Raw genomic sequence first — 14,856 nt, forward strand, 5'->3', positions numbered from 1 at the left:
GTGCTCATACTGCGCCCCGCCGCCGCGGCGGTCAGCGGAAGTCGGGTCGCACCCCGCGCGGTAGGCCGGGCCCTCCTGCCCGGCTAGCCCAGGGTCTTGCGGAAGCGGAGCGCGGACAGGACGAAGATGGTCGAGCCGATCACGGCGAGGGCCGTGAGGGGCACCGCCAGGTCGACGAGCCCCGCGCCCCGCAGCAGCGAGCCGCGCATCACGGTGGCGAAGTGGCGCACCGGGTTCACGAAGGTGATGGCCCGCAGCCAGGCGGGCATCGCCGCCACCGGCGTCATGACGCCGGAGAGCAGCAGCGCCGGGACCAGGAACAGGAAGCCGCCCAGGAAGGACTGCTGCTGGTTCTTCGAGATGGTCGAGATGAACAGGCCGACCCCGAGCGTGGTGAGCAGGTAGAGCAGGGTGCCGAGCGCCAGCACCGGGAGCGGCCCGCGGATGGGCACGCCGAAGATGGCGGTGGCGGCCCCGACCAGCAGCGCCAGGTTGAGGAAGCCGATGATCACGTACGGCGCGATCTTGCCGGCGAGCAGCACCGCCGGGCGGATGGGCGTGACCAGCACCTGCTCCAGCGTGCCCATCTCGCGCTCGCGCGCGAGCCCCATCGCGCTCACGATGGTGGTCACCACCACCAGCAGCAGCGCGGCGATGCCCGGGACCATGTAGGGCGGCGAGTCGAGGCCGGGGTTGTAGAAGAGCCGCGGCACCAGCGCGAGCTGGCCGGGCGCCGTGGCGCCGCGCGCCGCGAGCGCCTCCCGCGCCAGGCGCTCCCCCTCGCCGGCGAAGTAGCGCGCCACCGCGTCGGCCGCGACGGTGGAGCGGTTCGGGTCGGCGCCGTCGATGAGCACCTGCACCTCGGCCGGGCGGCCGGCGGCGAGGTCGGCGGCGAGCCGCTCCGGGAACATCACCGCCGCGGCGGCCTCGCCGCGGTGCACCCGCCGCTCGGCCTCGATCGCGGACGCGGTGTCGCCGGCGCGGATCAGCGTCCCGTCGGCGAGCAGCCGGCGCGCGTGCTCGCGCGAGACGTCGGTGCGGTCGCGGTCCAGCACCACGGTGCGCACCCGGTCCACGTCGAAGTTGGCCGCGAACCCGAACACCACCGTCTGCAGCAGCGGCGCGACCACCAGCACCGCCATCATGCGCTTGTCGCGCGCGGTCTGGCGGACCTCCTTGCGGAACACCGCCAGGAACTGCACGCGGGCCGAGGGCCGGGGGCGAGGGGCGGTCACGCGAGCCTCCGCTTGAAGCGGGCGGTGGAGAGCGCGATCACCAGCAGCGCGAACACCACCACCGCGAGCAGGTCCGGCCAGAGCACGTCGAGGCCGTTGCCCTTCAGCAGTATCTCGCGGAGCGCGTGCACCATGTAGCGGGCCGGGATCACGCGGGAGAGGAGCTGCAGCGGCAGGGGCATGTTCTCGATGGGGAACACCATGCCGGAGAGGAGCAGCGAGGGCAGCAGCGCGGAGATGAGCCCCACCTGCGTGGCGAGGAGCTGGTTCTTGGTGACCACCGACACGAGCAGCCCCTGGCCCAGCATGCCCACCACGAAGAAGAACCCCATGGCGATGAGGAGCGGCGGCTTGCCCATGACCGGCACGTCGAACACCGCCGCCCCGAACGCGATGACGAGCAGCAGCTCGAGCATGGCCAGCACCAGGTACGGCAGGAGCTTCCCGAGCACGATCTCCAGCCGGCCCACCGGCGAGGCGAAGAGCTGCTCCATCGAGCCGCGCTCCCACTCGCCGGCCACCGTGAGCGTGGTGAGCAGGATGGCGGTGATCGCGAGGATGTACGCGGCCAGGCCGGGCACGAGGAACAGGGCCGAGCGCGCGGCGGGGTTGTAGAGCGTCCGGACCTTCACCGAGAGCGGCGGCGCCGCGGGCGCCAGCGCCGCGGCGGAGAGCCGGCGGGACTCGGCGCGCACCAGCGCGTCGGCCTTGGAGAGGAGCTGGTTCGCCGAGCTGACGTCCGAGGCGTCGGCGAGCAGCTGCAGCTCCACCGGCTCGCGCCGGGCCAGCCGCTCCTCGTAGTCCTCCGGGATCACCAGCACCGCGGCGGCGTGGCCCCGCCGGAACAGCCGGTCCGCGTCGGCGGGCGCGACCTCGCCCGCGAGCGCCAGCTCGCCGCTCTCGGTGAGCGTCCGGACCAGCGCGCGAGAGGCCTCGCTCCGGTCGGCGTCGGCGACCGCCAGCGGGATCCGCTCCAGGTCGGTGGTCACGCCGTAGCCGAACAGGAACAGCATCACCACCGGCATGACCAGCGCCAGGTACAGCGTACGCGGGTCGCGCAGGACGTGGATGGTCTCCTTCTGCGCCATGGCGCCGATGCGCACCAGCGACCGGCGCACCCGCTCCCTCGACCCGGTCACGGCGAGCCCTCCTCGCCGCGCCCGCCGGCGCCGACCACCGCCAGGAACACGTCCTCGAGCGTCGGCTCGGCGGCCTCCACCACGACCTCCGAGGCGCCGCCGGCCCGCAGCGCGGCGGCCGCGTCCTGCTCGGAGAGCGCGCCCGGCTCGACGCGCAGGTGCAGCGCCGCGCCGAAGCGCATCACGTTCTTCACGCCGGGGAGGTCCCGCGCCCGCTCGATCGCGCGCGCCAGGTCCCGGCCGCGCGCCACGAGCAGCCGCTCCGGCACCCACCGCGCCTTGAGGCCGGCCGGGGTGTCCAGCGCCACCAGCTTCCCGTCCACCATGAGGCCGATGCGCCGGCAGTACTCGGCCTCGTCGAGGTAGTGGGTGGTGACGAACACGGTGGTCCCCTCGCGCGCGAGATCGCGGATCACGCGCCAGAACGTCCTGCGGGCGACCGGATCGACGCCGGCGGTGGGCTCGTCCAGGAACAGCACCTGCGGCCGCTGGAGGATGGCGGACGCGAGCGCCAGGCGCTGCCGGACGCCGCCGGGCAGGTCGCCGGTGATGACGTCGCCCGCGTCGCCCAGGTCGGCGAGCGCCAGCACCTCGTCGGCGCGCCGCTCCAGCGCCTTGCCCCACAGCCCGTACGCACCGCCGAAGAAGATCAGGTTCTCGCGCACCGGCAGGTCGAGGTAGAGCGAGAACTTCTGCGACATGTAGCCGATGGAGGCCTTCACCCCCTCCGGCTCGGTGGCGAGGTCGTGGCCGGCCACACGGCCGGCGCCGGACGTGGGCGCGAGCAGCCCGGTGAGCATGCGGATGGTGGTGGACTTCCCCGCGCCGTTCGCGCCCAGGTAGCCGAAGATCTCGCCGCGCTCGACCTCGAAGCTGACGCGGTCCACAGCCAGGAACGCGCCGAAGCGGCGCGTCAGCTCGCGCGCCTCGACGGTCGGCGCGGCCGTGGCCGTGGCCGGGGTCACGCGGCCTCCCGGATGCGGGCCAGGAACAGGTCCTCGAAGTCGGGGTGGGTCGGCTCCAGCCCGGCGCCGAGCGGCGCGACGGCCCGCGCCACCTCGTCGCGCGCCCCGCGCGCGATCACCACCCGCAGGCGCGCGCCCGCGGGCGAGGCGGCCAGCACCGCCGGGTGCGCCGCCAGCGCCGCGTCGAGCCGCTCGCGGTCGCCGCCGTGGACCTCGTACGCCTCGTCCTCGAACCGGGCGATGAGCGCGCCCGGCTCGCCGTCGAGCAGGGCGCGCCCGCGGTGCACCAGGGCGACGCGGCTGCAGCGCTCGGCCTCGTCCATGTACGGGGTGGACACCAGGACGGTCATGCCGCCGTGCACGAACTCGTGGAGCAGCGCCCACAGCTCGCGGCGCGAGACCGGGTCCACGCCGTTGGTCGGCTCGTCGAGGAGCAGCACCTCGGGCTGGTGGAGCAGCGCGCAGGCGAGCGCGAGCTTCTTGTACATGCCGCCGGAGAGCGCGTCGGCGCGGCGGTCCGTGAAGCGGTCGAGGCGGGTGATGGCGAGGAGGCGCTCCTTGCGCTCCCGGTACACCGCGCGCGGCAGCACGTACAGCCGCGCGAAGAAGTGCAGGTTCTCCTCCACGGTGAGGTCGCGGTAGAGCGAGTACTGCTGCGGCATGAGCCCGAGCCGCTCGCGGTTCGCACCGGAGAGCGGGTCCGCCCCCAGCACCTGCGCCTCCCCGCCGTCGAGCGCGAGCAGGCCGGCCAGCGCGCGGATGGCGGTGGTCTTCCCGGCGCCGTCCGGGCCGACCAGGCCCAGCAGCTCGCCGCGCGCGAGCTCGAACGACAGGCCGTCGAGCGCGGCGGTGGCGCCGAAGCGCCGGACCATCCCGCGCGCGATCACCGCGGGCCCGGCGCCGGGGGAGGGGAAGGGCTCGTGCGTCATGGCGCGCGCCTCAGCGGCCCGTCCCGAGCAGCGTCACCTGCACCGGCATGCCGGCCCGGAGCTTCGCGTCCCGGTTCACCACCACCACCTCCACCGGGTAGACCAGGCGGTCGCGGTCGGTGCGGGTCTGGATGTTCCTGGGGGTGAACTCGGCCTCCAGCGAGACCGTGCGCACCGTCGCCTGGAACCGCTCGCCCGGCCACGCGTCCGCCACCACCTCCGCCTTCTGCCCCGGCTTCACCGCGCCGATCTCGGCGTTCGGCAGGTAGAAGGTGGCGGTCACCTCGGACAGGTCCACCAGGCGCGCCAGCACCGCGCCGGGCGGCACCAGCTCGCCGGCCTCGTGCGGCAGCGTCTGCACCTCGGCGTCGCGCGGCGCGCGGAGCTCGCACTCGCCGGCCAGGATCCGGGCGCGCTCCACCGCCGCCTCGGCCGCGCGCACCTGCGCCAGCGCCGCCTGCGCCTGCGAGGCGGTGGCGCCGGTGGTCACCGCGGCGGCCCGCGCCTGCTCGGCGCTGGCGGACGCCTGCGCGCGCGCCGCGAGCGTCTGCTGCGACAGCTGCGCGGCGCTCGCCTGGGTCAGGTCGATGTTCGAGGCCGCCACGTCCTGCGGGAGGTTCGCGAGCCGGCGCGCCTGGCGCTCCGCCGCCTCCGCCTGGGCGGCCACCGCGGCGGCCTGCGCCCGCGCCGCCTCCTCCGCGGCGCGCGCCGCCACCCGCGATCGCTCCGAGGCCTTCACCTGGGCCATGGCCGCGGACGCCTGCGCCCGCGCCGCCGCCAGGCGGGCCTCGGCCTCGGCGAGCGCCGCCTGCGGGTCGGCGCAGTCGAGGCGCACCAGCAGCTCGCCCGCCTTCACCGCCTGGCCCTCGCGCACCTTCAGCTCCAGGACGCGCGCGCCCACGCGCGACGAGAGCTCGACCACGGTCCCCTCCACCTCGCCCGAGCCGCCCGACGGCGCCGACAGGGCGCGCGCCTGGCTCCACAGGCGATAGCCGATGAGGCTGCCCAGCACGAGGGTGAGCACCACCAGGACCGCGACGACTCGTCTCATGTCTGCTCCCTCCGCGGTGGATTCCGCGGGCTGCGCCCGGTCCCTTCGCAAGACGCGTGCCGCCCCACGGCGGGCGCCCGCAAGCCGCCTGGACGCGGCGTTGCGCCCCGCGCGTCGGCCCTCCGGCGTAGGAGAACCGACGCGGCGTAAGGGAATCCGAACGCGGCCGCCCGGGCCGCGCGCCGAAACCTCAGCCGCGCAGCGGTTCCCCGCGCCGGCACCGTCCTTGCTCTCCTCCGCGCCCGGCGGCGCCACCCCCGCGCCGCGCCGGAGAACGCACCGTGAACACGTCGATCCTCCTCGCGCTCCTCCTGTCCGTGCCGGCCACCGCCCCGGCGGCGACGCCGGCGGCCCCGCCGGACGCCGCCCCCGAGCTGACGCTCGAGGCCGCGCTCCGCGAGCTGGACGCGCAGAGCCTGACCCTGGTGCAGGCGCGCAGCCGCGCCGGCGAGGCGGGCGCGCTGGTCCGCCAGTCCGCGGCCGCGCTCCTGCCGACGCTCTCGGCCCAGGGCACCTACTTGAAGAACAGCGAGGGCGTCACGCTGGCGCTGCCGGGCGGGCCCGAGCGCGTCATCCAGCCGGACGAGTCGCTGAGCGTGACCGCGACCGCGCGCGTCCCGCTGGTGGTCCCCACCGCCTGGTTCGACCTCGCGGCCGCGCGCGACGCGGCGCGCTCCGCGGAGCTGGGGGCCGAGGCGACCCGGCGCACGCTCCGCACCGGGTTCGCGCAGTCGGCGCACGGCGCCGCCTCGGCGGAGGAGGTGGTGGCCGCGTCGGAGCGCGCCGTCGAGAGCGCGGCCGAGCTGGTGCGGAGCGCGGAGCGCCGGGTGGCGGTAGGGACCGCCGCGCCGCTCGACGTGCTGAAGTCGCGCACCGAGCAGGTGAAGCGCGAGGGCGATCTCGTGGCGGCGCGCGCGAACCTGGAGCGGGCGCGGCTCGCGCTCGGGATCCTGCTCGGGCGGAAGGAGCCGGTGCGGGTGGTGGTGCCGGACGGCGCCGCCGCGCCCGCGCCGGAGCTGGACGTGCCCGCGGAGGCGCTGGCCGGCGAGGCGCTCGAGCGCCGGCCCGAGATCGCGGCCCAGGACGCGCAGGTCGCGGCGGCCGAGGCGGGCGTCCGCTCGGCGTGGGCGCGGCTCGTGCCGCAGCTCTCCGCCTCCGGCGCGGCGTTCGCCGCGGACACGCCCTACGTCACCGGCGAGAAGGACGGCTGGCGCGTCACGCTCGACCTCACCTGGCAGCTCTACGACGGCGGCTTCCGGTACGGGAAGCGGCGCCAGGCGGAGGCCCAGGTCACCGGCGCGCGCGCGGGCGCCGAGGCGCAGCGGCTGGCGGTGCGCCAGGAGGTGGAGGACGGGCGCCGCGACCTGCGCGTCGCGCGCGAGCGGCTCCGGCTCGCGCAGACGCAGTCCCAGCTCGCCGGCGAGACGGCCGCCTCGGCGCGCCGCTCGTTCGAGGCGGGGATCGCGTCGAGCCTCGACGTGATCGACGCGAACGACCGCCAGTACCTGGCCGAGATCGGCCTGGCCGACGCGCGCGCGCGGCTCGCGCAGGCGCGGCTCGCGCTCGGGCGCGCGCTGGGGCGGGACCTGTAGCGCCGGGGCGGCCATGCGCGCGGCGGCGATCACGGCGCGGCGGCGGGCGGGCTCGGGCCCGCCGCTGCCCGAGCGGATCCAGCGGGAGGAGTTCTCGAGGCTGTTCGGGCGGCTGCTCACGTTTCGGGTGTGGGTGCTGCTGCCGGTGCTGCTGCTGGTCGGCTGGGTGGTGTGGATCGACCCGTCGCCCTGGCGCCGCGCGGTGCTGCTCGGCGCGCTGGTGGCGGTGTCGACCTTCTTCGTCCGGGAGCTGCTCGCGTTCCGGGCGGGCGGGGCGGGGCAGCGGTCGGTGAACCGCAACGTGCTGCTCGCGACGTTCGGGCAGCTGGTGGTCTCCTTCGCGACGGGCGGCATCGACAGCCCGTTCCTGCCCGCCGCGCTGATGCTGGCGGTGATCCCGGCGATGCTGGTGGAGGGGCCGGTGCGCTGGCTCGTCCCCGCCATGCAGCTCTCGGGCGTGCTGACCCTGGCGGCGCTGGGGGCGAGCGGCGCCATCCCCGATCTCAACCTGGCGGCGTTCGGCGGCGGCGCGCGCGTCGGCGCGGGGACCGCCTACCTGTGGGCCGACGCGGCCCTGCTCTGCCTCATGCTGGCCGGCGTCCACGCCCTCGGGAACGGGCTGCGCCACGCGTACCAGGCCGTCCTCCGGCGCCAGCTCGCCGCGCAGGAGGACGCCCTGCGCGCGCACCAGGAGCGCGCCGCCGAGCTGGTCGAGCTGTCCGGCGAGATCGCCCACGAGCTGAAGAACCCGCTCGCCAGCGTGAAGGCGCTCGCGGCGCTGCTGCGCCAGCAGCTGCCGGACGGCAAGGGCGCCGAGCGGCTGGAGGTCCTCCGGCACGAGGTGGACCGGATGCAGGCGGTGCTGGAGGACTTCCTCAACTTCTCGCGCCCGCTCGTGCCGCTCTCGCTCGCGCCGTGCGATCTCGGCGCGCTCTGCCAGGAGGTCGCGGCGCTGCACGAGGGCGTCGCCTCCGAGCGCGGCCTGGCGCTGTCCGCCGACGGCGACGGCGTGGCCGTGCACGCGGATCGCCGCAAGCTGAAGCAGGTGCTCATCAACCTGGTGCAGAACGCGCTGGACGCGAGCCCGCCGGGCGGGGAGGTGGTGCTCGAGGTCGCGCCCGCCGCCGGCGGGGGTGCGCGCGTGCGCGTGCTGGACCGCGGCGCCGGCGTGGACCCGTCGCTCGGCGACGCCGTGTTCGAGCCCGGCGTGACCAGCAAGGCCAAGGGGTCCGGCCTGGGCCTCACCGTGGCGCGCGCCATCGCCCGCCAGCACGGCGGCGAGGTCTCGCTCGCGCCCCGGCCCGACGGCGGGACCGCCGCGGAGCTGGTCCTGCCGGCGCGCCCGGCCGCGCCCGGGCCGTAGCCGGCGCGATCCGCGATCCCGGGAGGAGGATCGCGGATCGCGCGCCGGAGGCGGCTACCGCGGCCCGGCGGCGGGCTGCGCCGGCGGCACCGGGAACCCGCGCTTGCGCATGAGCGCGCCGATCCCGGGGTCGCGCCCGCGGAACGCGCGGTACGCGTCGGCGGGATCCACCGTGTTCCCGGCGGAGAACACGTGCTCGCGCAGGCGGGCCGCGACGGCCCGGTCGTACGGGCCCTTCGCCTCGGTGAACGCCTCCCAGGCGTCGGTGCTGAGCGTGTCGGCCCAGAGGTAGCTGTAGTAGCCGGCGGAGTAGCCGTCGCCGGAGAACACGTGGAGGAAGTGCGGCGGGCGGTGGCGCATCACCACCTCGCGCGGCATGCCGAGCGCGCCGAGCGTCTCCTTCTCGAACGCGGCCGGGTCGATCTCGGCCGGGCCGGCGAGGTGCATCTTCAGGTCCACCAGCGCGGCCGAGAGGTACTCCACGGTCGCGAAGCCCTGGTTGAAGGTGGACGCCTTCTGGATCTTCGCCACCAGCGCGCGCGGCAGCGGCTTGCCGGTCTTCACGTGGCGCGCGAAGCGGTCCAGCACCTCCGGCGTCTCGAGCCAGCGCTCCAGGAGCTGCGAGGGGAACTCCACGTAGTCGCGCGCCACCGCGGTGCCGGAGAGCGACGGGTAGACGACGCTCGAGGCCAGGCCGTGGACGGCGTGCCCGAACTCGTGGAACAGGGTCTGGGCGTCGGTCCAGCTCACCAGCACCGGCTCGCCCGGCTTCCCCTTCACGAAGTTCGCGTTGTTCGAGACGATGGTCGGGATCTCGCCGTCGAACCGCTCCTGCGCGCGGTACGCGTTCATCCACGCGCCCGAGCGCTTCCCGTCGCGCGCGTACGGGTCGAAGTACCAGCGGCCCACGTGGCGGCCCTTGCCGTCCTTCACCTCCCAGACGCGCACGTCGGGGTGGTACACGGGCACGCCCTTCGCCGGCGTGAAGTGCAGGTCGAACAGCCGGCCCGCCACCCAGAACATCGCCTCGCGCAGCTTCTCGAGCTGCAGGTAGGGCTTCACCTCGTTCTCGTCGAGGTCGTACTTCGCCTTGCGCACCTTCTCCGCGTAGAAGCGGTAGTCCCAGGGCTCGATGGTGATGCCCGCGCCCTCGCGGTCGGCCACCGCCTGCATGTCGGCGACCTCCTCGCGGACGCGCGCCACCGCCGCCGGCCACACCGCCTCCATCAGCGCCATGGCGCGCTCGGGCGTCTTCGCCATGGAGTCCTCGAGCCGCCAGTGCGCGTGCGTCGGGTAGCCGAGCAGCTTCGCGCGCTCGGCGCGGAGCTTCAGGATCTCGGTGATGGCCGCCTTGGTGTCGTGCGCGTCGCCGTGGTCGCCGCGGCTGGTGAAGTCGCGCCAGACCCGCTCGCGCAGGTCGCGGCGCTCCGAGTAGGCGAGGAAGGGCTCGACGCTGGAGCGCGTGTTGAGCACCGCCCACTTGCCGGGCTTGCCGCGGGTCGCCGCCGCGGCCGCCATCCCGGCGCGCACGCTCGCCGGGAGGCCCGCCAGCGCCGCCTCGTCCTCGAGGACCAGGGTGTACCCGGACTCGTCGGCGAGCACGTCCTGCGAGAACTTCGTGTACAGCGTGGCGAGCCGCTCGTTGACGGCCGCCACGCGCTGCTTCGCGGCCGGATCGAGCTTCGCGCCGGCGCGGACGAACGTCGTGTAGTAGAGCCACGCGAGCCGCTTCTGCTCGGGCGTCTTGCAGGACGTCTCGCGCGCGTCGTAGACCGCCGCGATCCGCGCGAACAGCTTCTCGTCCTGGGTGATGCGGTCGTCGAACGCGGCCAGCTTCGGCGCCAGGTCGCGCTCGACGGCCTGGAACTCCGGCGTGCTCATCGCGCTGGAGAACACGCCGAACACGGTCATGGCCCGGTCGAGCGCCCGGCCGGAGCGCTCCATCGCGGCGAGCGTGTTGTCGAAGGTGGGCGCGGCCGGGTCGGCGGCGATCGCCTCGACCGCGGCGAGCTTCGCGGCCATGCCGGCCTCGATGGCCGGGGCGAGCTGCTCGACGCGCGCGACGTCGAACGGCGGGACGCCGCCGTGCGGGCCCGCCCAGGGGACGAGCAGCGGGTTGTTCACGGGGACCTCCGCGCGCGCGGGGGCCGCGGGCGGGCTGGAGAGCAGGACGAGCTGTGCGAGCGCGCTCGCGACGAGTGCCGACATGGACGACCTCCGCGCCGAATGGCGTCGAGGTTGTCTCTCGCGGGGCCGCGGGCGGGTCAAGTCCCTCGTCGCGGCCCCGGGGCGAGGCGGCGCCCCGGGGTCCGCGGCCGGCGGGTCAGCGGTTCGGGCCGCGCGCGGCGAGGTCGCGGACCCGGTTCTCGCCCGAGGACTCGAACGTTCCGAGCGCGACCACGTGGTCGCGCAGCGCCAGGAACTCGAAGTCGTCGAGCACCTGGCCCGTGCCGGGGACGAGCTCGATCCCGAGGGACGGGAGCAGCTGGTAGACGAACGCGTTCATGGCGATGGAGTACGTCGCCGCCGGGGCCACCGGGACGCCGCCGACCTCGAGCGACCGGATCCGGGGCGGCGCGGCCAGGCTGGAGTCGTAGACCAGGCGCGCCCCCGAGAGCTGCGGGACGTAGTCGTCGTCCGCGGTCGAGATCCCGATGGCGAGCTCCAGCGCGGCCAGCAGGACGTCCCCGCGGATGCGCCCGGTCGCGATGCGCGTCCCGAAGTACGTGACCGGATCGAAGGAGACCCCCACCATCCGGAACAGGTCCTCCTGCACCACCGGCCCCTCCGCGATGCCCTGCGGCGTCTGGCCCGCCACGGTGAAGGCGAGGTCGGTGCCCGGCCTGCGGAGGCGCAGCGCGTCGGTGATCAGGTTCCCGGTCCCGGTGTCGCGCTTCGGCGCGTCGAAGCGGATCGCGTTCGTGACGTTCCCGGCCGCGTACGCGATGGGCGTGTGGAACGGGTCCTCGAACGGCGGCGGGAAGAACGGCGCGAAGATCACCGGGATCGCCGCCTGCAGCTGCGCCACCGCGAGCGCGACGGTGCCGGGCACGGAGGTCGGCGAGGGCGCCGGCCGCGCGACGGTCCGGTCCACCGGCACGAGGTCTACGGAGACGGCCGAGACGCCGGTCGGCTCGACGTCGAGCCGCACGCGGCCGACCTTCCGGTAGTACGCCCCGGCGTGCACGACCGGCACCGGCCGGCCGCTCGCGCCGGGGACGAGCTCGGCGAGCTCGTAGTGGTCGTGGCCGCCCACCACCGCGTCCACCCCGATCACGTTCGCGGCGATGGCCTCGTCCAGCGCCTGGCCCAGGTGCGAGAGCACGATCACGGCCTGCGCGTCCGGGACGCCGTCGCCGTCCTCGTCCACCGCCCGCGCGGCCGCCACGGCGGCCTGCGCCGCCGCGAGCATGCCGAGCGGCGGGTCGTCACCTCCCGTGAAGGCGGCGTTCGCTTGCGACGGCAGGTCGAACGGCGTCGTCAGGCCGACCACCGCGATCTTCAGGTCGCCCACGCCGATTAGCGCGTGCGGCGCGACCATCCCGGCGCACTCGAAGGGCGTCGCGTTCGCGGCGAGCAGCGGGAACGAGCCGCCGGCCGCGAGGTACGAGCCCGCGAGCACGCAGCCGGGGAACCAGAGCTCGTGGTTGCCCACGGCCATGGCGTCGAGCCCGAGCAGGCCGAGCAGCTGCAGCTCCACCGAGCCGAAGGTGGCGTTGAAGTAGAGGTCGCCCATGAACAGGTCGCCCGCGTGGAGGAAGACCGTGTTCGGCTCCTCCGCCCGCAGCCGGGCGATCACGGCGGACGCCTTCACGAGCCCGCCGACGGTGCCGTCCAGGCTGGCGTCCTTCGGCCCGGCGGCGTCGAGGCTGGAGTGCGTGTCGTTGACGCTCAGGATGGTGAGCGCCGTCGCCTCGGCCGGCCCCGGCCCGGCGGCCAGCGCGGTCGCCAGCAGGGCGCAGGCGAGCCTGCGAGTCGCGTGTGACATGGAGTCCCCCGGCCGGCGGGCGACGCGAGCTCCTCGCCCGCCGGCTGGTGCCATGGTCGCGCGCCGGGTGAACGGCGTCTCCGGGTGCTGTCGGGGGCGGAGGAAGGAGGGCGGCGCGACGGGTTGCGGCGGCGCGCCGCACCGCCAGGCCCGCGCAGGCTCGGCAGTCGTGTCGGCCCGGCTCCCACCTTCCGGTGCGATCCCTGGTTGACACGGCGCGCGAAGGCGGGTTGAACGTCCGTGCGCCGGCGCTCGCCGGCGCGCCACGGGCGCCGCGGCAGCCGGGCCGCCGCGCGCCGCCCCTCACCCACCCACGGAGCGATCACACATGAAGCGGATGCTCATCTCCGTCCTCGCGGCCCTCGCGCTGGCCCCCTTCGCCGCGCAGGCCCGCAACCTGTCCCCGGGCACGCTCGAGCTCTCCGGCTCGACGCAGCTCGGGTTCTCGACCACCTCGACCGAGGTGGACGGCGATCCGAACGACTTCGACCAGGACATCTGGACCGTCCACGGCTCGGGGCTCGTCTACATCGCCCCGAACCTCGGCATCGGCCTCGTCCTCGGGCACCAGAACGTCGAGACCACCTACGGCCTCGACAAGACCGAGTCCAGCACCACCACCTTCGGCCCGGCGATCGGCTTCAACGTGAGCCTGGCCCAGCAGCTCTCGCTCAAGCTCAACGGCAACCTCGTGTTCGCGCGGGGCTCGCAGGACGACCTCGACATGGACGGGTTCGGCTGGGGCGTCGGCGCGGGGCTGAGCTTCTTCCCGGTCTCGTACCTCTCGATCGACGCCGGGCTCGGGTACCAGGCGCTGTACCTCGAGGACGACGTGAACCGCGACTGGGACATCTCCGGCCTGAACGTCGGCGTGGGCCTCAGCGTCTACTTCGGCGGCCGGTAGCCGTCCGCCCGCCCCGCGGCCCCGCGGGGCGGGCGTCTCGCGCCCGCGGCGCGTTCCCGGAAGGGGCGCGCCGCGGTGCGCGCCCGCGCGTCGCCGTCACGGCGGGCGCGGGCCGGCCGGGTTAAGGTTCCGGCCATGTTCGCGCCCATCGTGCTCGCGGCCGGCGGCTCGTCGCGGATGGGCCGCAGCAAGCTGCTGCTCGAGCTCGGGGGCGTGTCGCTGCTCCGGCGCGCCGTGCAGGCCGCCGTGGACGCGGCGGTGGGGCCGGTGGTGGTGGTGCTGGGCGACGCCGCGGCGCGCGCCCGCGCCGAGCTCGACGGCCTCCCCTGCAGCATCGTCGCGGATCCCTCCCTGCCGTCGCGCGGGATGAACGCGTCGCTCGCGGCCGGCCTGGCCGCGGTGCCCGCCCCGGCGGCGGGCGCGCTGGTGCTCCTCGCGGACATGCCGCTGGTGGACGCCGCCGCGATCCGCGCGCTGGTGGAGCGCCACCGGTCCACCGCCGCGCCGCTGGTCGCGACCCGATATGGCGACGCGCTCGCGCCGCCGGTGCTCTACGCTCGCGCGCGGTTCGCCGAGCTGGCCGCGGGCGGCGCGGGGGACGGGATCGGCCGAACGCTGCTGCGGCGCTACCGGGCGCAGGTGGAGGCGGTGGACGCGCCGCCCGGCGCGCTCGCCGACGTGGACGGGCCCGCCGACCTGGAGCGCCTGCGCGCACGGCTCGGCGACGGAGGCACGCGGTGACGGATCGCGAGATCCTGGAGCGCGCGGCGGGGTGGAGCGCGGCGGGCCGGCGCGTGGCGCTCGCGACCGTGGTCGCGACCTGGGGCTCGTCGCCGCGCCCGCCGGGCAGCCAGCTCGCGGTGAGCGAGCGGGGGGAGCTGGCGGGCTCGGTGTCCGGCGGCTGCGTGGAGTCGGCGGTGGCGCAGGAGGCGCTGGAGGTGCTGCGCGCCGGGGCGCCCCGCACGCTCGAGTACGGCGTGACCGCAGAGCGCGCCTGGGAGGTGGGGCTCCCCTGCGGCGGGCGGGTGCGCGTGTTCGTGGAGCCGGCCCGCGCCGACGCGCTGGCGCGCGACGCCGGCGCGCTCCGGGCGCGCGAGCGGGTGGAGCGGGTGCTCGAGCTCGGCGGGGGCGAGACGTTCCGCCTGGTGCTCGAGGCGCCCGTGCGCCTGGTGATCGTCGGGGCGGTGCACCTCGCGCAGCCGCTCGCGCGGATGGCGGAGGTGGCGGGCTACGAGGTCCGGCTGGTGGACCCGCGCCCGGTGTACGCCACCGAGGCGCGGTTCCCCGGCGTCCCCGTCGAGCGCGCCTGGCCGGAGGAGGCGCTCGCCCGGATCGGGCTCGACGCGCGCACCGCCGTGGTGACGCTGAGTCACGACCGCAAGCTCGACGACCCGGCGCTCGCCGCGGCGCTCCGGTCCCCGGCGTTCTACGTCGGCGCGCTGGGGAGCCGGCGCACGCAGGCCGCCATCCGCAGCCGCCTCCTCGAGGAGGGGCTCGGCGAGGCCGAGCTGGCGCGCCTGCACGGGCCGGTGGGGCTCGACCTCGGCGGCGAGGCGCCCGCGGAGCTCGCGGTGGAGATCCTGGCCCAGCTGGTGGCGACGCTGCGGCGCGCGCCCGCGCCCGCCCTCGCGCCCGGCGCCGCCGCCGGCGCGACCGACCCCTGACCTCGAGACGCACCGCGGAGGAGACG

12 protein-coding genes are annotated in these 14,856 nt (G+C 75.8%); 5 read left to right on the forward strand and 7 right to left on the reverse strand.

What is annotated here, in order from left to right; translation table 11 throughout:
- Positions 1-83: 83 nt before the first annotated feature.
- From ACOQFB_RS04835 to ACOQFB_RS04855, 5 genes are read right to left on the reverse strand one after another with little or no spacing between them, the layout of a single operon-like run.
- Positions 84-1,235: an ABC transporter permease gene (locus ACOQFB_RS04835; RefSeq protein ID WP_059436460.1), complete on the reverse strand. Its 1,152-nt coding sequence runs from the start codon at positions 1,233-1,235 to the stop codon at positions 84-86.
- On the reverse strand, positions 1,232-2,374 hold the full coding sequence (locus ACOQFB_RS04840; RefSeq protein WP_059436461.1) for an ABC transporter permease: 1,143 nt from the start codon (positions 2,372-2,374) through the stop codon (positions 1,232-1,234). Before ACOQFB_RS04840 ends, ACOQFB_RS04835 begins: the two co-directional genes overlap by 4 nt.
- A complete protein-coding gene (locus tag ACOQFB_RS04845; protein WP_421608820.1) occupies positions 2,371-3,339 on the reverse strand; it encodes an ABC transporter ATP-binding protein in 969 nt (322 codons plus the stop codon). Before ACOQFB_RS04845 ends, ACOQFB_RS04840 begins: the two co-directional genes overlap by 4 nt.
- Positions 3,336-4,268: an ABC transporter ATP-binding protein gene (locus ACOQFB_RS04850; RefSeq protein ID WP_421608821.1), complete on the reverse strand. Its 933-nt coding sequence runs from the start codon at positions 4,266-4,268 to the stop codon at positions 3,336-3,338. The genes ACOQFB_RS04845 and ACOQFB_RS04850 overlap by 4 nt, the downstream gene beginning before the upstream one ends.
- Before the next feature lie 10 nt (positions 4,269-4,278).
- Positions 4,279-5,319 carry an HlyD family secretion protein gene (locus ACOQFB_RS04855; protein ID WP_421608822.1) on the reverse strand — a complete coding sequence of 347 codons (1,041 nt, stop codon included), beginning with the start codon at positions 5,317-5,319 and terminating at the stop codon, positions 4,279-4,281.
- A 281-nt stretch (positions 5,320-5,600) separates the two neighbouring features.
- Between ACOQFB_RS04855 and ACOQFB_RS04860 the strand changes: the two genes are divergently transcribed.
- Together ACOQFB_RS04860 and ACOQFB_RS04865 are read left to right on the forward strand one after the other, a co-directional pair.
- A complete protein-coding gene (locus ACOQFB_RS04860) occupies positions 5,601-6,911 on the forward strand; it encodes a TolC family protein (protein WP_421608823.1) in 1,311 nt (436 codons plus the stop codon).
- A 13-nt stretch (positions 6,912-6,924) separates the two neighbouring features.
- Positions 6,925-8,274: a sensor histidine kinase gene (locus ACOQFB_RS04865; RefSeq protein WP_059436466.1), complete on the forward strand. Its 1,350-nt coding sequence runs from the start codon at positions 6,925-6,927 to the stop codon at positions 8,272-8,274.
- Between the two features lie 54 nt (positions 8,275-8,328).
- On the opposite strand, the gene ACOQFB_RS04870 is transcribed toward ACOQFB_RS04865, so the two are convergent.
- A complete protein-coding gene (locus ACOQFB_RS04870; RefSeq protein ID WP_421608824.1) occupies positions 8,329-10,482 on the reverse strand; it encodes a M3 family metallopeptidase in 2,154 nt (717 codons plus the stop codon).
- Between the two features lie 115 nt (positions 10,483-10,597).
- Positions 10,598-12,262, reverse strand: a complete 1,665-nt coding sequence (locus ACOQFB_RS04875) for a bifunctional metallophosphatase/5'-nucleotidase (protein WP_421608825.1) — start codon at positions 12,260-12,262, stop codon at positions 10,598-10,600.
- Positions 12,263-12,590: 328 nt separating this feature from the next.
- Here ACOQFB_RS04875 and ACOQFB_RS04880 point away from each other — a divergent pair, with 328 nt between their 5' ends.
- The 3 genes from ACOQFB_RS04880 to ACOQFB_RS04890 all read left to right on the forward strand — a co-directional run bounded on the left by ACOQFB_RS04880 (position 12,591) and on the right by ACOQFB_RS04890 (position 14,830).
- Positions 12,591-13,166 (forward strand): outer membrane beta-barrel protein, encoded by a 576-nt coding sequence (locus tag ACOQFB_RS04880; protein WP_421608826.1) that lies wholly within the window; start codon positions 12,591-12,593, stop codon positions 13,164-13,166.
- A gap of 135 nt (positions 13,167-13,301) precedes the next feature.
- Positions 13,302-13,907 carry a nucleotidyltransferase family protein gene (locus ACOQFB_RS04885; protein WP_421608827.1) on the forward strand — a complete coding sequence of 202 codons (606 nt, stop codon included), beginning with the start codon at positions 13,302-13,304 and terminating at the stop codon, positions 13,905-13,907.
- Positions 13,904-14,830, forward strand: coding sequence for an XdhC family protein (locus ACOQFB_RS04890; protein ID WP_421608828.1), 927 nt, complete (start codon positions 13,904-13,906; stop codon positions 14,828-14,830). The genes ACOQFB_RS04885 and ACOQFB_RS04890 overlap by 4 nt, the downstream gene beginning before the upstream one ends.
- Positions 14,831-14,856: the final 26 nt, after the last annotated feature.

Origin of the sequence: Anaeromyxobacter sp. Red801 (assembly GCF_049201065.2) — a bacterium.
GTDB lineage: Bacteria > Myxococcota > Myxococcia > Myxococcales > Anaeromyxobacteraceae > Anaeromyxobacter.

Excerpts from the sequence above, each read along its gene's own strand:
- ACOQFB_RS04850 (WP_421608821.1), bottom strand. The coding sequence starts at position 4,268 with ATGACGCACGAGCCCTTCCCCTCCCCCGGCGCCGGGCCCGCGGTGATC.
- ACOQFB_RS04855 (WP_421608822.1), bottom strand. The coding sequence starts at position 5,319 with ATGAGACGAGTCGTCGCGGTCCTGGTGGTGCTCACCCTCGTGCTGGGC.
- ACOQFB_RS04865 (WP_059436466.1), top strand. The coding sequence starts at position 6,925 with ATGCGCGCGGCGGCGATCACGGCGCGGCGGCGGGCGGGCTCGGGCCCG.
- ACOQFB_RS04870 (WP_421608824.1), bottom strand. The coding sequence starts at position 10,482 with ATGTCGGCACTCGTCGCGAGCGCGCTCGCACAGCTCGTCCTGCTCTCC.
- ACOQFB_RS04875 (WP_421608825.1), bottom strand. The coding sequence starts at position 12,262 with ATGTCACACGCGACTCGCAGGCTCGCCTGCGCCCTGCTGGCGACCGCG.
- ACOQFB_RS04880 (WP_421608826.1), top strand. The coding sequence starts at position 12,591 with ATGAAGCGGATGCTCATCTCCGTCCTCGCGGCCCTCGCGCTGGCCCCC.
- ACOQFB_RS04885 (WP_421608827.1), top strand. The coding sequence starts at position 13,302 with ATGTTCGCGCCCATCGTGCTCGCGGCCGGCGGCTCGTCGCGGATGGGC.